Origin of the sequence: Clostridium saccharoperbutylacetonicum N1-4(HMT), assembly GCF_000340885.1 — a bacterium.
GTDB lineage: Bacteria > Bacillota > Clostridia > Clostridiales > Clostridiaceae > Clostridium > Clostridium saccharoperbutylacetonicum.
This window is the reverse complement of the sequence record NC_020291.1, coordinates 2,626,062-2,641,750: the sequence shown is the minus strand read 5'-3', so window position 1 is coordinate 2,641,750 and position 15,689 is coordinate 2,626,062. Positions and strand designations below refer to the sequence as shown.

The 15,689-nt window shown below is 28.3% G+C and carries 17 protein-coding genes; 2 read left to right on the top strand and 15 right to left on the bottom strand.

Annotated features, from left to right (window positions below; genetic code table 11):
- Window positions 1–5: 5 nt before the first annotated feature.
- Window positions 6–3,647 (bottom strand): methionine synthase, encoded by a 3,642-nt coding sequence (gene metH, locus CSPA_RS11720; protein WP_015392485.1) that lies wholly within the window; start codon window positions 3,645–3,647, stop codon window positions 6–8.
- A gap of 241 nt (window positions 3,648–3,888) precedes the next feature.
- Between metH and CSPA_RS11715 the strand changes: the two genes are divergently transcribed.
- The gene (locus tag CSPA_RS11715) at window positions 3,889–4,467 is read left to right on the top strand and encodes a sigma-70 family RNA polymerase sigma factor (protein ID WP_015392484.1); all 579 of its coding nucleotides are present in this window, start codon (window positions 3,889–3,891) and stop codon (window positions 4,465–4,467) included.
- A gap of 88 nt (window positions 4,468–4,555) precedes the next feature.
- Here CSPA_RS11715 and CSPA_RS11710 read toward each other — a convergent pair whose 3' ends face one another.
- The 14 genes from CSPA_RS11710 to CSPA_RS11645 all read right to left on the bottom strand — a co-directional run bounded on the left by CSPA_RS11710 (window position 4,556) and on the right by CSPA_RS11645 (window position 14,121).
- Window positions 4,556–5,284 carry a hypothetical protein gene (locus tag CSPA_RS11710; RefSeq protein WP_015392483.1) on the bottom strand — a complete coding sequence of 243 codons (729 nt, stop codon included), beginning with the start codon at window positions 5,282–5,284 and terminating at the stop codon, window positions 4,556–4,558.
- 51 nt (window positions 5,285–5,335) lie between these two features.
- The gene (locus tag CSPA_RS11705) at window positions 5,336–6,046 is read right to left on the bottom strand and encodes a hypothetical protein (protein ID WP_015392482.1); all 711 of its coding nucleotides are present in this window, start codon (window positions 6,044–6,046) and stop codon (window positions 5,336–5,338) included.
- A gap of 75 nt (window positions 6,047–6,121) precedes the next feature.
- Window positions 6,122–6,397, bottom strand: coding sequence for a DUF4176 domain-containing protein (locus CSPA_RS11700; protein WP_015392481.1), 276 nt, complete (start codon window positions 6,395–6,397; stop codon window positions 6,122–6,124).
- Window positions 6,394–7,134: a hypothetical protein gene (locus CSPA_RS11695; protein ID WP_015392480.1), complete on the bottom strand. Its 741-nt coding sequence runs from the start codon at window positions 7,132–7,134 to the stop codon at window positions 6,394–6,396. The genes CSPA_RS11700 and CSPA_RS11695 overlap by 4 nt, the downstream gene beginning before the upstream one ends.
- A gap of 24 nt (window positions 7,135–7,158) precedes the next feature.
- Complete coding sequence (locus tag CSPA_RS11690; protein WP_015392479.1) at window positions 7,159–7,902, bottom strand: hypothetical protein; 744 nt, start codon at window positions 7,900–7,902, stop codon at window positions 7,159–7,161.
- 35 nt (window positions 7,903–7,937) lie between these two features.
- Window positions 7,938–8,669 carry a hypothetical protein gene (locus CSPA_RS11685; RefSeq protein ID WP_015392478.1) on the bottom strand — a complete coding sequence of 244 codons (732 nt, stop codon included), beginning with the start codon at window positions 8,667–8,669 and terminating at the stop codon, window positions 7,938–7,940.
- Window positions 8,660–9,943 carry a hypothetical protein gene (locus CSPA_RS11680; RefSeq protein ID WP_015392477.1) on the bottom strand — a complete coding sequence of 428 codons (1,284 nt, stop codon included), beginning with the start codon at window positions 9,941–9,943 and terminating at the stop codon, window positions 8,660–8,662. Before CSPA_RS11680 ends, CSPA_RS11685 begins: the two co-directional genes overlap by 10 nt.
- Window positions 9,944–9,947: 4 nt before the next feature.
- Window positions 9,948–10,268: a WXG100 family type VII secretion target gene (locus CSPA_RS11675; protein ID WP_015392476.1), complete on the bottom strand. Its 321-nt coding sequence runs from the start codon at window positions 10,266–10,268 to the stop codon at window positions 9,948–9,950.
- 14 nt (window positions 10,269–10,282) lie between these two features.
- On the bottom strand, window positions 10,283–10,633 hold the full coding sequence (locus CSPA_RS11670) for a hypothetical protein (RefSeq protein ID WP_015392475.1): 351 nt from the start codon (window positions 10,631–10,633) through the stop codon (window positions 10,283–10,285).
- 12 nt (window positions 10,634–10,645) lie between these two features.
- Window positions 10,646–10,954 (bottom strand): WXG100 family type VII secretion target, encoded by a 309-nt coding sequence (locus CSPA_RS11665; protein WP_015392474.1) that lies wholly within the window; start codon window positions 10,952–10,954, stop codon window positions 10,646–10,648.
- A 317-nt stretch (window positions 10,955–11,271) separates the two neighbouring features.
- Window positions 11,272–11,892, bottom strand: a complete 621-nt coding sequence (locus CSPA_RS11660) for an HAD-IA family hydrolase (protein WP_015392473.1) — start codon at window positions 11,890–11,892, stop codon at window positions 11,272–11,274.
- A gap of 112 nt (window positions 11,893–12,004) precedes the next feature.
- Window positions 12,005–12,928: an AEC family transporter gene (locus CSPA_RS11655; RefSeq protein ID WP_015392472.1), complete on the bottom strand. Its 924-nt coding sequence runs from the start codon at window positions 12,926–12,928 to the stop codon at window positions 12,005–12,007.
- Window positions 12,929–13,087: 159 nt separating this feature from the next.
- On the bottom strand, window positions 13,088–13,501 hold the full coding sequence (locus tag CSPA_RS11650) for a GNAT family N-acetyltransferase (RefSeq protein WP_015392471.1): 414 nt from the start codon (window positions 13,499–13,501) through the stop codon (window positions 13,088–13,090).
- A 32-nt stretch (window positions 13,502–13,533) separates the two neighbouring features.
- The gene (locus CSPA_RS11645; protein WP_015392470.1) at window positions 13,534–14,121 is read right to left on the bottom strand and encodes a hydrolase; all 588 of its coding nucleotides are present in this window, start codon (window positions 14,119–14,121) and stop codon (window positions 13,534–13,536) included.
- Between the two features lie 316 nt (window positions 14,122–14,437).
- Here CSPA_RS11645 and fliB point away from each other — a divergent pair, with 316 nt between their 5' ends.
- On the top strand, window positions 14,438–15,598 hold the full coding sequence (gene fliB, locus CSPA_RS11640) for a flagellin lysine-N-methylase (RefSeq protein ID WP_015392469.1): 1,161 nt from the start codon (window positions 14,438–14,440) through the stop codon (window positions 15,596–15,598).
- Window positions 15,599–15,689: the final 91 nt, after the last annotated feature.

Genomic DNA, 15,689 nt, shown 5'->3' with positions numbered 1-15,689 from the left:
TTTTCTTAATCTATAAGTGTATACATTAGTTTTCTAAGTTCCTTTATATCTCTGCTATTTCTTTCTGCATAATCCTCAAACTGATCATTATCCACTTTATTAATATCAAAATACTTAGCAGCTTTACTTCCAAAGTAAAGACCACAAGTACTTGCAGTAGGTGACATCATGTAGGTTTCTGTAAGCTCAACTTTAAGTTCACCAGCTTTATCAAGCAAATTGAACAATTTAACCTTTTCTGAATGATCTCTTAAAGAAGGGTAACCAATTGCAGGTCTAATTCCTCTATATTTTCCTTTAAATATATCCTCAATGGATAGATTTTCTTCTGGTGAATAACCCCAAAATTCTCTTCTTACTTCAAGGTGAATACATTCTGCAAAAGCTTCAGCAAGCCTATCTGCGAGCAAAATAACCATTGTTGCTCCATAATCATCTCCAGAGGCTTTAAGTTTATCTGCATATTCCTTTGCACCTATTCCTCCTGTAGTAATAAACCCACCTATATAATCCTTTATTCCAGAAGCTTTAGGTGCTATGAAGTCTGATAAACATATATAAGTGTTATCTTTTTTCTCCTCCTGCTGTCTAAGAAGATTAAATTTAATTACTTCTGAGCCATTATAAACTTCAATATCATCGCCTATAGAATTTGCTTCAAAGATACTAAAGACTGCATTTGCCTTTAAGATATTTTCCTTTTCAATTTTATCAAGCATTTCCTCAGCATCAGCTAATAATTTTTTTGCTTCTTCTCCATATTTGGAGTCTTCAAGGATTTGTGGATATGGAATTCCCATGTCCCAACCAATAAAGAAGAAGCTCCAATCTATATACTTTCTTAACTTTCCTATAGGAAAATCAAGATATTTCTTTATACCTAAATTTTTAGGTTTATCTATTTGCACCTCAGCCCATTCTTGCTTAAAGTTGTTTTTCCTTGCATAATCTAATGGTACAAATTTTCTTGGAACTTTATTGAATAGTTCTCTAATTGCTTCATATTCAGCTTCCACGCCTTTAAGATAATCAGCCTTTTTATCATTATTTAAAAGAAGTTTAGCTGCTTCAACAGCTTTTGAAGCATCCATTGTATGAATTACACCACCTGAATATTTAGGAGCAATTTTAATTGCTGTATGAGCCTTTGAAGTTGTAGCTCCTCCAACCATAAGTGGAATTTTAAAGCCTTGCTTTTCCATTTCTTCAGCTACATTAGCCATTTCTTCTAAAGATGGAGTTATAAGCCCACTTAAAGCAATAATATCTGCATTTTCTTTCTTGGCTGTTTCTAAAATAACTTCTGCTGGAACCATCACTCCAAGATCAATTACTTCAAAGTTATTGCAAGAAAGCACAACTGATACAATATTCTTTCCTATATCATGAACATCTCCCTTTACAGTTGCAAATACAACTTTTCCTGCACTAATACTTCCACTGCTGCTTTTTTCTTCTTCTAAATATGGCATTAAAACTTCAACAGCTTTTTTCATTACCCTAGCACTTTTAACTACTTGAGGTAAAAACATCTTTCCATCACCAAAAAGCTTACCTACTTCATTCATACCATCCATAAGAGGTCCTTCTATTACTTCTATGGATTTGCTATATTCTACTCTTACTTCTTCTACATCTTCTTTAATATATTTATCTATACCTTTAACTAGAGCCGTCTTTAATCTTTCTTTGACGTCTTCATTTCTCCAAGCTTCTTTATTTTCTTCTGTTTTATTGTCAACTTTATTGAAGCTTGCTGCAAATTCTAAAAGTTCATCTGCTGCATGTTCACTTTTATTAAAAATAACTGCTTCAACTTTTTCTAATAATCCTTTATCTATTTCATCATAGATTTGTATCATTCCTGGGTTAACAATCCCCATATCCATTCCAGCTTTAATTGCATGATATAAAAACACTGAATGCATAGCTTCTCTTATTACATTGTTTCCTCTAAAGGCAAAGGAAAGATTACTTACACCACCACTTACTTTTGCATAAGGTAAGTTTTCCTTTATCCATTTTGTAGCATTAATAAAGTCTACGGCATAATTATTATGCTCTTCTATACCAGTAGCAATTGTTAAGATGTTTGGATCAAAAACTATATTTTCTGGAGAGAATTTAACTTCCTTTACCAAAAGGTCATAAGCTCTTTTGCATATACTTATTTTTTTCTCATAGGTATCTGCCTGCCCATTTTCATCAAAAGCCATAACTACAACCGCTGCTCCAAAGTCTTTTATAATAGAAGCCTGTCTTTTAAACTCTTCTTCACCTACTTTAAGACTTATAGAATTAACTATAGGCTTTCCCTGCAAAGCTTTAAGTCCACTTACAAGAACTTCAAACTTAGAAGAATCGATCATTACTGGAACTTTTGAAATTTCAGGCTCACTTGCTAAAAGCTTTAGGAAATTATCCATTTCTTCTTTAGCATCTAATAGAGCATCATCAAAGTTTATATCTATTACTTGAGCCCCATTTTCAACTTGGTCTTTAGCTATTGCTAAAGCTTCTTCATATTTTTTTTCTCTAATTAATCTTGCAAATTTTGCTGAACCAGCAACATTAGTTCTTTCACCTATATTAATAAAATTATTTTCCTTATTAGCTCTAAAGGCTTCTAACCCACAATAAACTGTTTCCCTTTCAATCTCAGGCAGCTTTCTTGGCTTCTTATCTCTGATAGCTTCGCTAACTGCTTTTATATGCTCTGGCGTTGTACCACAACAGCCTCCAACAATATTAATGCATTCATCTTTTGCTAAAGCTTCTATTAAAGCAGCAGTTTCTTCAGGTTTCTCATCATATTCTCCAAAGGAATTTGGAAGGCCAGCATTTGGATAAATGCTTATAAATCTATTTTGTGTTTTTGATAAATATTTTACAAAAGGTATTAAGTCCTTTGCCCCAAAGGAACAATTTAAACCTATTGCAATTATGCTTTCATCTACCATAGTATTTGCAAAAGCTTCTAAAGTTTGACCTGAAAGAATTCTTCCACTTTTATCAGCTATAGTTCCAGATATGATTACAGGTAAATCCTTACTTTTTTCTATAAATGCAGCCTTTGCTCCCATAAGTGCTGCCCTGGCATTTAAGGCATCAAAAACTGTTTCTATAAGGATTAAATCTACTCCTCCATCTAAAAGACCTTCTGTTTGCTCCTTATAAGCTTCAACCAATTCATCAAAGCTTATATTTCTATACCCTGGATTTTCAACATCAGGAGATAAAGAAGCCGTCTTATTTGTAGGTCCAAGAGACCCTGCTACCAAACGAGGCTTATCTGGATTTTTAGCTGTAAATTTATCAGCAGCTCCTCTAGCAAGCTTAGCCCCTTCAAAATTCAATTCAAATATTTTATTTTCCATTTCATAATCTTTTTGCGATATACTCGTGCTGTTAAAGGTATTAGTTTCAATTATATCTGCCCCAGCTTCTAAATAAGCCTCATGAATTTCTCTTATTATGTTTGGATTAGTAATATTTAAAATATCGTTATTTCCTTTTTGATTACAAGAAAATTTCAAGTCTCCTCTAAAATCTTTTTCCTCTAATTTATAATTTTGAATACAAGTTCCCATAGCCCCATCTAAGACTAAAATTTTCCTATTTAAAAGATCTATTAATTTTGATTTCATTAAGTTTCCTCCCCAAGTAGTTCATATATTGCTTATTTTATTTTTATTGTGATTAATATCAATTTTAAATGATTTATTAAAGATAATCCATTGATTTTAATATTTTTTACTTTTTTAAAATTTATTATATTACATCCAAACTAAACCATATATACTATATATACTTATAATATTAACATTTTTGACAATATTTGTGAATTTCAGCTCGTAACTCATAACTGAACCAAAAAGGAGGATTTCTATGGATTTTGATTATGTTGAAGCTTTAGTAATCAAATGCAAAAACAATGATGAACTCTCAAAAGAAAAATTAGCATCGGAATTTAGACCTTTAATTCTTAATATTTCTAAAAGAACCTTCATTGATGGATATGACTTTTATGATATCCAAAATGAATGTTATCACTCACTTTTCAAATGCGTATCTGTGTACAATCTTGAAAAACACAGATTTGTTGCCTATGCCACTAATGCTATAAAAAACAACGTGAATGATTTAATAAGAAAGATTAAATCTAAGAGCTTTATAAACGGTTATGAAACATTAAGCTTTTGTGATGACTTTGAAAAAGAACTGCCTTCTGAGGACATATCTTTAGAAGATCTCCTCTGTGAGAAATGTGATTATGAAGATTTAAAACTAGCTCTAAAAAATTTAACAAAAGATGAAATGGAGCTTGTTGATTTTGTATTCTTTAAAAACAATACCCTCCAAAAATATGCAAGTCAAAAAAGCATGTGCTATTCCACTGCTATTCTAAAGAAAAAACTCACTTTAAAAAAGATTTTTAATTTTATTTCTCCATTACTATTAAAATAGTTTTATTAGATTAATGGTTATCTTGATACAAACAAGTCTTACAATACCTTATTATGTGTTCATAAAAAATGCTGCTTACAAATAAACTTTAAAATTTGTAATCAGCATTTTTTAGTTTCTGGATGTTGTCATATTGTCTATAAACAAAAAAGATATACGTTACTAAGCCAGACATTAAAATCAAAATAATATACGAAACTATTAATACAAGATAATATGGTTTATTATAATATGATATACAAATAAGTAACGATGTAATACTTGTCAAAATCGAACTTGGAGTATATAATTTATTTTCTTGATATTGAAACTTTTTTATAAATTTTTTAGGAGCATTAACCCTTGCCATTAAAAAAGTTACTATACATAATATTACTAAAACATAGAACCACTCCAAATAATTTTCATCTCCCCATTTTCTACTAAAAAGAATACTTTCAATAAAAAATGTACCAATATAAATAAACATGCTAATAAATATAAGCTCGAAAACTTTATATTTATATTGAAGTTTTTTATTTCCTTTATGTTTTTTTATTTGTAAAATCAAAATTGAATTACAAATTATTATTAATGCACAAGGGATTATATATAGAAGTCTAACAAAAATTGAAACCCATGAACAATTGAAAACATAAAATATTATTAAAATACTCATAATATATAACACATATTTTCCTAGCTTATTTGATTCTTTTACCACTAATAAATGATTTAAATTTTTATCATATTCTTTTATAATATGTTCTATACTTTTTCTATCTCTTGGATAATCCACTTTTTGAAAAACATGCTTTATTAACATAATCTCACCCATTCTTTATCCTCTTTTGTAATTTACATAAAAAATCTTCTAGCTTTAGTAACTCTATGTAAATTGATCCAATATCTTAACATATATCCCATTTTCTAATGAAAACGAGATAATTCTAACATCTTTATCTTTTTCTTTAACAGATATTAGTATTATATGTATATTATCATCTTTAAGTCTAATTTCCTTTTCAACTGTTAATTTTTCGATTTCTTCTAATGTCAACTCCTGATTTAAAAGTTGCTGCATTTCAATTGACATAATCTTTTTCTGATTTTTCCCTACTATATAACTAACTTTAATATTTTGATATTCATCTTCTATTTCTTTTATTAAATCAGCATATGCTACTAGACTTTCTTGTCTATATTTTTCTGACTCCTCTTCATTTTTATATGATTTTTTCGTGTCTATTTCAAGTTTTTTCAGATAAAATGTAATTTTCCCTTCTGTACTAGTTCCATCAACAGTCCATTCTACGATTATCTCATCTCCTTTTCTTAGTTTACTTAATCTTCTTTTATCATCTTCAGGTGATTTAAACATATATGTATTCATACCCGACTCAGATATAGCCGCAAATACAAATTCATCTTCTGTCCGTTCTACTACCATCCCTTTTAACTTTAATTCTTTTTTATTATTTTCTTCTGAAACACTTTCCGTATTTTCCTTTAAATTACTAGATGGTTTTTGAGAAAATGAACTGCACCCATTTAAAAATAAACTTATTGTTAAAAAACTTATTATCACTATTTTCTTCATAATATTAGTACCTGCATTCCTCTATTAATGCAAATCCTAGTTTTAGTATAATGCTTTGTTACAAATTACATACTTCTATTTATTCTTTTCTTTCTCTTCTGAAAGTGCTAGTGAATATCCTAATTCTTCTTCATCCTGATATCCAACAAAAAGAAGCCTTCTTATATCTTTGTGATTAAATAGCCTAATTTGTTCAGGGTTTTGTAATCCCTGGGGAATTATACATCCACAATAATCCCAAATTGTACCATCCTCTTCTGTCATTTTCATAAGTCGCCCTATAATCATTACTTTTTCTTTTATATCTAAATCCAGCATTACTACACTGCCTACTGGTAACAATCTATTCATTTCTTTCTCTCCTTAGGTATATAATTAATTTCTTTTTTTAATTCCTGTATTTTATCATACTGTTCATATTCAAAAACTGTATATGAAATCACTCCTAAAAAAAACACTAAAAAAACAGAAGATCCTATTAAAAGTAAAAAATACGGTTTTTCAAAATATGCTATACTCACTAATAATTGCACGATTGGAATTATTATCATATTATATGAATTAATTTTATTATCTGTATATTGATATTGCTTAATAAACTTTTTTGGTGCCTCTACTCTAAATTTCATAAAAGTTAATAATGAAAATAAAACTAATATACTAAAATAGACAAAGTAATTTTTATTATCCCATTTATCAAATATCACTGTCTCATAACAAAATGTTCCTCCGTAAATTAATGCAATTATCAATATTATTTCAGACATTTTAAATTTATATAACATTTTTTCTTCATTAAAATTGTTCTTCTTAGCTTTTATAGCTATCCAAATATTATATACAATTGAAATAATCAAAGGAATAAAATACAAAGATCTTATCCAAAAAGAGATCCAGGAACACTTAAAAATATAAATTATAGCCATTGCCACAATTAATTGTATAATATATCCTCCAGATTTTTGATTTTTTAACACTGATCCATATAACTTATATTCTAGAACTTTATCATATTCCTTTATAATATGTTTAATATCATTTTTATCATCTGGATAATTAACTTTTGGGAAAATATTCTTTACCACCATAATGAATCTCATCACTCTCGCAAATCATTTTTTTCTAACTTTTTTGTGACTTGGTATATAATTAATTTCTTTTTTTAACTCTTGTATTTTATCGTATTGCAAATATTCGAAAATGATATTAACAATAGCTCCTAAATATACTGGAAGAAATATATAGGTAGTAATTAATAGCAATAAATATGGTTTTCTAAAATATGCTATACAAATCAAAAACTCAATTATTGAAATTACAACTGAATTCATTGTGAAAAATTTATTGTTTCCATATTGATACTTTTTAATAAATTTTTTTGTCACTTTCATTCTTACATAAATAAAAATTAATCCTGAAGAAATAGATAAAATACCTAATGAAATCCAATATTCCTTATATGTCCATTTATTAAATAATAAGGCCTCATATAATGCAACTCCAATATATAATAACAACCATGTTAGTGCTAAAAATGAAATTAATGATTTAAATAAAATTTTTGTATCTTCAGTGCTACATTTTTTAATTCTTCTTCTCAATTCAGCATCATAAATTATGGCTGAAATAGAAGGTATGGAGTATATTACTGATATACTTGCTGGAATCAATTTACTTTTGAATAAAAATATAGTGATTACAATAATGAAAAAATATATTATAAACATTAATTTTTTATCAACAGATTTGTCATCGAGTTTGTATTCTAGTACCTTTTCATATTCAGTAATAATATGCTTAATACTATTTTTATCATTAGGATAATTAATTTTGGGAAAAATACTCCTTACCACCATAATGAATCCTATCACTCTCCCAAATCATTTTTTTACTATCTCCTTTTGTGATTCGGTATATAATTAATTTCTTTTTTAAGTTCCTGTATTTTGTCGTACTGATTATAAATAAACAGTATATATGTCATAACTCCAGATATCACTACAACAAAAATACTTGATGCTATTAATAATAAATAATAAGGTCTATTAAAGTACGTTACCCCTACTAATACTTGTACTATCGGAATTATAGCAGAGTAAGCTGTAAATAATTCTCTCTTGTTATTTTTATAATTATTAAGAAATCTTTTAGGCGCTTCTATTCTTGCAATTATAGACGATAATGTTGCCAATATAATTAAAATCATAAATGACATTAAATATTCTTGACTAGTCCACTTTCTAAATACAACTGTTTCATACATGAATATTCCACTATATATATAAATAAAAATATGAATAATATCAAAATTAATTAACTTATAAAATAACTTCTCATCATTATAATTATCTTTTTTCACTTTATTGAATAAAATAATAGAATAAATTACACTTAGAAATAATGGCATCATATATAAAAGCCTTATAAAAATGGAGATACTTGAACATTTTATAATATAAAATAAATTTATAATACTAAATATATGAAATAAATAGTTTGGTTTTTTGGAAATTGGCAGTCCAATTTTATATTCTAACCTTTTATCATATTCTTTTATAATATGCTCTAAGCTTTTCTTATCGCTTGGATAATCCACTTCTTCGAAAATACTTTTTACCACCATAATGAATCCCACCAATCTTTAACATCATTTTCTTTACCAGCTAACCATTCTCTTGATGGTTTTATAGCATCTTTATATGTTTTCGTTGCAATTGGTTTTATAACCACGCCATAACCAAATCCTGCTAATGCTCCACCTAAAAATCCTGCTCCTAATCCTACTGCAGTTCCTACAACTGGACAGACATCTGTACCTAATACTGCTCCAGCTTTAGCAGTTGCTAATGCTCCACCTGCAGTACTTGCCATCACACCTCCCCATTCAATACCTGCATCAACAACAGCATCATTAAATTCAGCGCCATTTTCAGTAACATTCTTCCACTCTGTGTAACCTATTTTTCCAATATTATACGCTGTACTAGCTTTTCCTAACCATTTGCTAATTGTAGCCATATTTCCTATTGTTGTTTCAAATTTACTTACTTTTGATAATTTAGAATCTCTAATTGCCTTTAACTGATTCATAGCTTCAGTTTTAAGATTAATCTTTTTTGCCCCCAACTGACTCGAAATAATCTCCCTATCAAGTTTATTAATTTCTCCTGATAAGGATTTTATATCAAGATTATATTTATCAAGAGCTTTCCCAAGCATACCGCTCTGCAGAACTCCTGTAAATCCTCCTCTAGCAAATTCTTTTGCTAAATCTTTTAATGTATCACTATAAGTATTTGGCTGATTTAAGCTTAAAATATCTAAAAGTACTAATTCACTTGGACTTTGTTTTGTTTTATGCTTTATTTCATCTATTTTACTTTGCAGTTCACTTTCATCTAGTGCTAACAATTTTTTCAATAAAGTTTGCGACTCTTCATTTGCAAGAGACGCAAGCTTTATTGCATCTTTTTCATTTACATTTTTACTTATAAGTTCATTATAAATACCATTTTCTAGCTCATCTATCTGGCTTCCCTTAATAACAGATACATAAATTCCATATTCCTTATTTTCTTCTATAAAATTCAGCGAATTTTCTAACCTTGATTTTAAACCTGCATCTATCTTTTCAAGTGGTATATGAAATTCATCAAATGCTTTATGAAAATTATTATACCTTGTGGTTTCATCATTTAAGTATCTTTTGATTGTTGAATAATCACTTTCATAATTTCCACTATTCCATACATTTGATGGCACATTTACTTTTTGAACACAATTGTCCATTTTTCTTAACCTTGCTAGAATCTCTTCAATATAATTAAGATTACTTTCAATTTCTCTATTTGTATCCCTACACTCACTGTAATTAGCCATAAAAACGTCTCTTGACATATATTTATACCTCCAATGAAGTTTTCAAATTGTCCCTTTGATTAATTAATGCTTCAGAAGTTGCCTTTACCTCTTCTATAAATTCCTTCAATTCAACTACTTCGCTTAAACTTTTTAAATACTCCATCTTCCAGCTATCAAAGTTCTCTTTAAATTTATCGAAACTTTCACCTTTCCATAACTCATTACTTTCTAAATTGTTTACCTCATTTTCAAAATCAAAATACAAATCAGTTAAACTTTTTATTGAAGTATTATAGCTATCTTTAAGGCTATCTAATGATGAATTATCAATATAAAAATTACTGCTTAAAATTCCTGCCATAATATTAACTCCTTCTATAACTCTCCCAATAACATTTGGATTCGTTCCCTAAGTTCTTCTATTTTTTCTTGAATACCACGTATTCCATCTTGTATATCTTCCAAAAGCATTAAATTTATATCATGCAAATTACTGTGCTTAACCTTTAATGCACTTAGTAAATCATCCTCTTCACCAATTGCTTCAATACAATGCATCTTAACATTTTCATATTGTTCATTCATTAATAAGCTTATTCCATTTCCTGCTTGTTTACAGTAATCTTCTGCGCATCTCATTTCATATTCATATTCAGAATATTTTTCTATTTCTGCTCTACACTCACGAATTTCTCTTCGTATTCTCTCCTTATGATGATCTGACATAAACGATTCTCCTTACTCAGATTTTCCATATAAATCTGCTAAAATCATATCCTGCTTTAAAAAGTCTTTAGAGGTCTCTTCAACTTTTTTACTAAGCTTGTTTATATTTTCAATACTCTTTTTTAATTCTTTGAAAATATCTTCACTTTTATCACTATAAGCACCTCTATATTGACCTTTCATTTTTTCCTCAGCATTTTTACTATCTTGCACTAATTTTTCTAAAACTTTAGCTGCTTCATCATAAATTTTATGCATAGTTGTGTATGCTTTCTGAACAGAATCGTAATCAAATTTAATTGTTCCTTCTTCTCCCCACATATAATACTTCCCCTATTTTTCAATTTACATTTTTTAGGTATAACAAATCCCGCAACCATTATTCTACCATAATATACATTTATATTCAAATTGACATAATTTTTAACATAACCGATCAATTTCATCCTTTATTTTAAATCAATTTTTTATTTTTGTTAAAACCAAACTCCACTCCTCATAAACCGACATAACACAATAAAGCGATAAACATCTAGTTTGTAAATGTTTATCGCCTTTAAACTTATTTAAATTTTGTTGCTTAACTTAGTTTCATGTTTGGTTCCATTATATTCATAAGTCAAATATCACATATCAACTTAGTCTATTATATTAATTATTTCTTCCAGAGATTCTATATAAAAATCAGGCTCTGTACTAATCTTTACATTATTAGTATTATATAAACATGTACTAATTCCTGCTGATTTTCCGCCTAAAATTTCACATTCTCTATCACCAATTACCATTGCTGAACTTTTATTAATCTTATACTTTTCAATTAGATATATGAATGCTTCAGGGTCAGGTTTTCGTTTAAAACCATACTGTTTTGTAACTATTTCTGTAAAATGTTTTCTCATACTGTAATGCTCAAGGAATTTTAAGGTTGATTCACCCCTATGTGTAATAATATAGTTCCTTCCACCTAACGCTGTAAACTGCCGACATACTTCCTTTGCAAATTGAAATGGTCTAATCATTTCTGGCTTTATATCTTTTTTATAAGCATTATATTTATCATTGAAAGCCTCATCTAAATCATATAGCTTTTTAAAATATGTAACTGCATAACTGTCAGATATTTTAAGGCAATTTAATACATTTTCACTTGTTTCTTCTATACCACTATCTTTTAGAGCCAATATAAATGCATTAACCGTTCCTGGATATGTATCAAATAATATCCCGTCAAAATCCCAAATTATATCTTTAATCAAAGTAACTCACATCCCCAGCTTTAATTCATAGTTTATGTAAATAACAGTTCAATTAGTCTATTCTAACGCGCTTTTTATCATCACCTCAAAATATCTGAGCAATCAACATGTCCTAAAGCTGATAGATCCACACCATAATCGGCATTGTTATAATGCAAACAATAGTAGTAACAACATTTATAGCACTTGCATATTCTTCATCATTTCCAAAAATTTGAGCCATTTGAGTAATTGTTACTGCTGAAGGCGTAAGTGTTGCCAGCAGACTTATAAGCAAAATCACCTTACCATCCGTTAATAAATTCGGCATTCCGCTATATTTAAGTAGAAGCAGAATTATAAATGGGCACAATATCATCTTAAGAAAAGTTACTATATAAATCCTTTTATAAGCAAATATTTGTTTAAACTTCATATTTCCAATAAGCATACCAATCATGATCATTGAAATAGGACCTATCATCACACTTACTGATTCCATAGTCTTTGAGATGATTTCCGGTAATTGAATCCCTGTAACAAATAATACTATTCCAACTAAAATAGTAATCATATTTATATTCAAAAAAATTTTTCTAAGATCTATTTTTCTTTCTCCACAAAGCAGCATTCTTCCATGCGACCATAAAAGAACTAATTGTACAGACAAGAAAGCACTAGAATAAATCACCCATTCCTTCCCCAATATAGAAGTTACAATTGGAATAATAAGATTTCCAGAATTTGAATACATTATTGATGCCTTTTCTACTGCATCTAAGCGAAATATCCTTCCAAGTACTGTTATTAAAATCAATAATGCAATGTGAATCAATACAGCTGCAATAACAGCAAGAATCAATCCATTACGTATACTTTCAGTATATTTAATCTGAAAGGCATTGATAATTACACAAGGCATTACCAAATAAATTGAAACAATTGAAAGACTTTTGCTTTCCTCTGCTTTTAACAATTTTGTTTTTACTAATATTATTCCCATAATCATAATTAAAAAAAGTACAACAATTTGTTTCATTAATAATAAGCTAATCATAATTCCCTCATAAATTTAAGAAAAACAGCAATACTTTGCTATTCCAAATAAATCACTTTCCTCTATTGTTTTTATAAAATTAAAATTCTTTTTAATCTATAGAGTTTTTGTATAATATTCTATTCCATTAGTTTCTCCTTTTGGATATCTCAACTTACTCTATAAAGTTTTTGTATAATAATGCCGTTTGCCTTTTATTGGATATTCTTCGAGTACAAATTTTTCTTCATAGCCATACTTCTTATAAAACTCTGGTGCCTGAAAACTAAATGTATCCAAGAAAACGTACTTACAGCCTCTTTCCTTAGCTGTTTCTTCTGCCTTTTTCAAAAGCTTGCTTCCTATGCTCTGACCTCTCACATTTTCACTTACCCATAAAAATTTTATGGTAAGCCAATTACCATGAGTATTTCCAATCAAGCCTCCTATCATTTCACCTTTTTCATCTTCTAAATAAACTCCTAAATCTTTTGGATTTTTATCTTCAATCCTAGCTAAATTGTATTCTAACAAATTCTTAAAAATAGTTTCTTCATCTTGTTTTTTTATTTTATCAGTAACTTTAAATTTCATTTTAAGGCTTTTCCTCTCTGTACTATTGCCTGCTATTCAAACTCTTTTATACTCTCATTTACTGTATCTTCACAAGCTCTCATTGCCATAATTGTTTTTTCTAATAGTTCGTCCAAGCTCCATTCAAGCATTTCTGCTCCCTGTTTTATAACATCTCTTGAACATCCAGCAGCAAATTTTTTATCTTTAAATTTTTTCTTTAAACTTGAAAGTTCCATATCCATAACACTTTTTGATGGGCGCATTCTTGCAGCTGCACCTATAAGCCCTGTTAATTCATCTGTAGCAAATAACACTTTTTCCATTATATGATCAGGTTTAATATCAACGCAGATTCCATATCCATGACTACAGATAGAATTAATCATTTCATTGCTTACTCCTGCATCTTTTAATAATTCTTGTGCTTTTACACAATGCTCTTCTGGCCACATTTCAAAATCAATATCATGTAAAAGTCCTACAATTCCCCAATATTCTGTTTCATTATTATAACCTAATTGCTCAGCATACCATGTCATAACCCCTTCTACTGTAAGAGCATGTAATATATGAAATTGCTCCTTATTATATTTTTTTAATAAATCAACTGCTTCTTTTCTTGTAATAGTATTGTTCATTAAACTTCCTCCATTCCTGAATAGTTCTATCTGCCTCATTTTCTTACCTCGATTATATCATAAATTTAGGTTTGAGTACTTATATATCTTTACTATAATCATACAATTCCAAAAATAATAAACCACAATTTGTTCTTGTTATTTTAAAATACTTTTCTTAGTGCTAAGTTTAATGTTATATTATAATGGAACTTTGACATATTTAAATAAGCATATCAAGCAAATATACTATGAGCTGTTCTTATATGCAGAAGAGTGACATATTATGGCATAGCTGCTCTTTTTCCTTAATTAATAAAACTAAGAGGTAATTTACATGAAAACAATAGTCCCCCATTACTACAAAGATTTTAAATGCATAGCTTCAAAATGTACCGATACTTGTTGTGCCGGATGGGAAATTATAATTGATGAAGAGACCAATAAGCATTATAAGAAGGTATGTGGTGAGTTTGGTGAAAGGCTAAAAGCTAACTTAACCTTATATGAAGATGGAGAGTCTGGCTTTATATTGAAAAATAATAATTGTCCATTTTTAAATAAAAATAACCTTTGCGATATCTATACTGAACTTGGAGAAGAAAGTTTGTGTTATACTTGTAAGACATACCCAAGATTCATAGAGGAGTATAGTGATATCCGTGAGATAGGAATATCTTTATCCTGTCCTGAAGCTGCAAGATTAATTCTTAAAGATTCTAAACCAATTACTTTTGATGTTTCAGAAGATAATGAACTTATAGATATATATGATGATATAAATTTTGATATTTCCATGGAACTAATGTCAGCTAGAAAAGTGGCCTTAGATATACTTCAAAATCATTCTATATCTTTTAAGTGTAGAGTTGCACTGTTAATTAATTTTGCTCATGATATACAGGAAGAATTAACTAAAAATAATTTAACTGAGATTACTGAGATAGTAAATAACTATTCTAAGGAGCAATATCAAAAAGGCCTTATTAGTAAATTTAATAAGTATAAAACCAAACAAGCTGATAAGTATCATAATATGGGTAAATGCATGAATATATATAGAAAGCTTAATCCTATTAATGATAACTGGCCCCAAATAATAGAAAATGCTATTAACTGTTTTTATAAAATAAATGATGTTACTTTTTATGAAAAACAATATAATGCTTTTAATGAATACTATCAAAATAAAACTTACGAATATGAACATATAATTGTATATTTCATATTCCAATATTTTATGAAAGCTATTTTCGATGAAGAATTATACTCAAAAGTTACATTAGCTGTCATGAGCTATCTTGTTATTAAAGAATTAAATGTTGTACGCTGGATTGATAATAATTATAACTTTGATATAAATGATCAAATAGACCTAACACATATGTATTCTAAAGAAATAGAAAATTCAGAAAAGACCCTTTATGATCTTGAAGAAATATTTAATACTAGTGAAATATTTGATTTAAAGAAATTGCTTATTTTAATAATGAATTAGACTAAAAAGAATTATTTTTCTAAAAAAAGATAAGGATATAATTACTCTATCCTTATCTTTTATTTCATATTTTACAAAATTATAAGCTCTT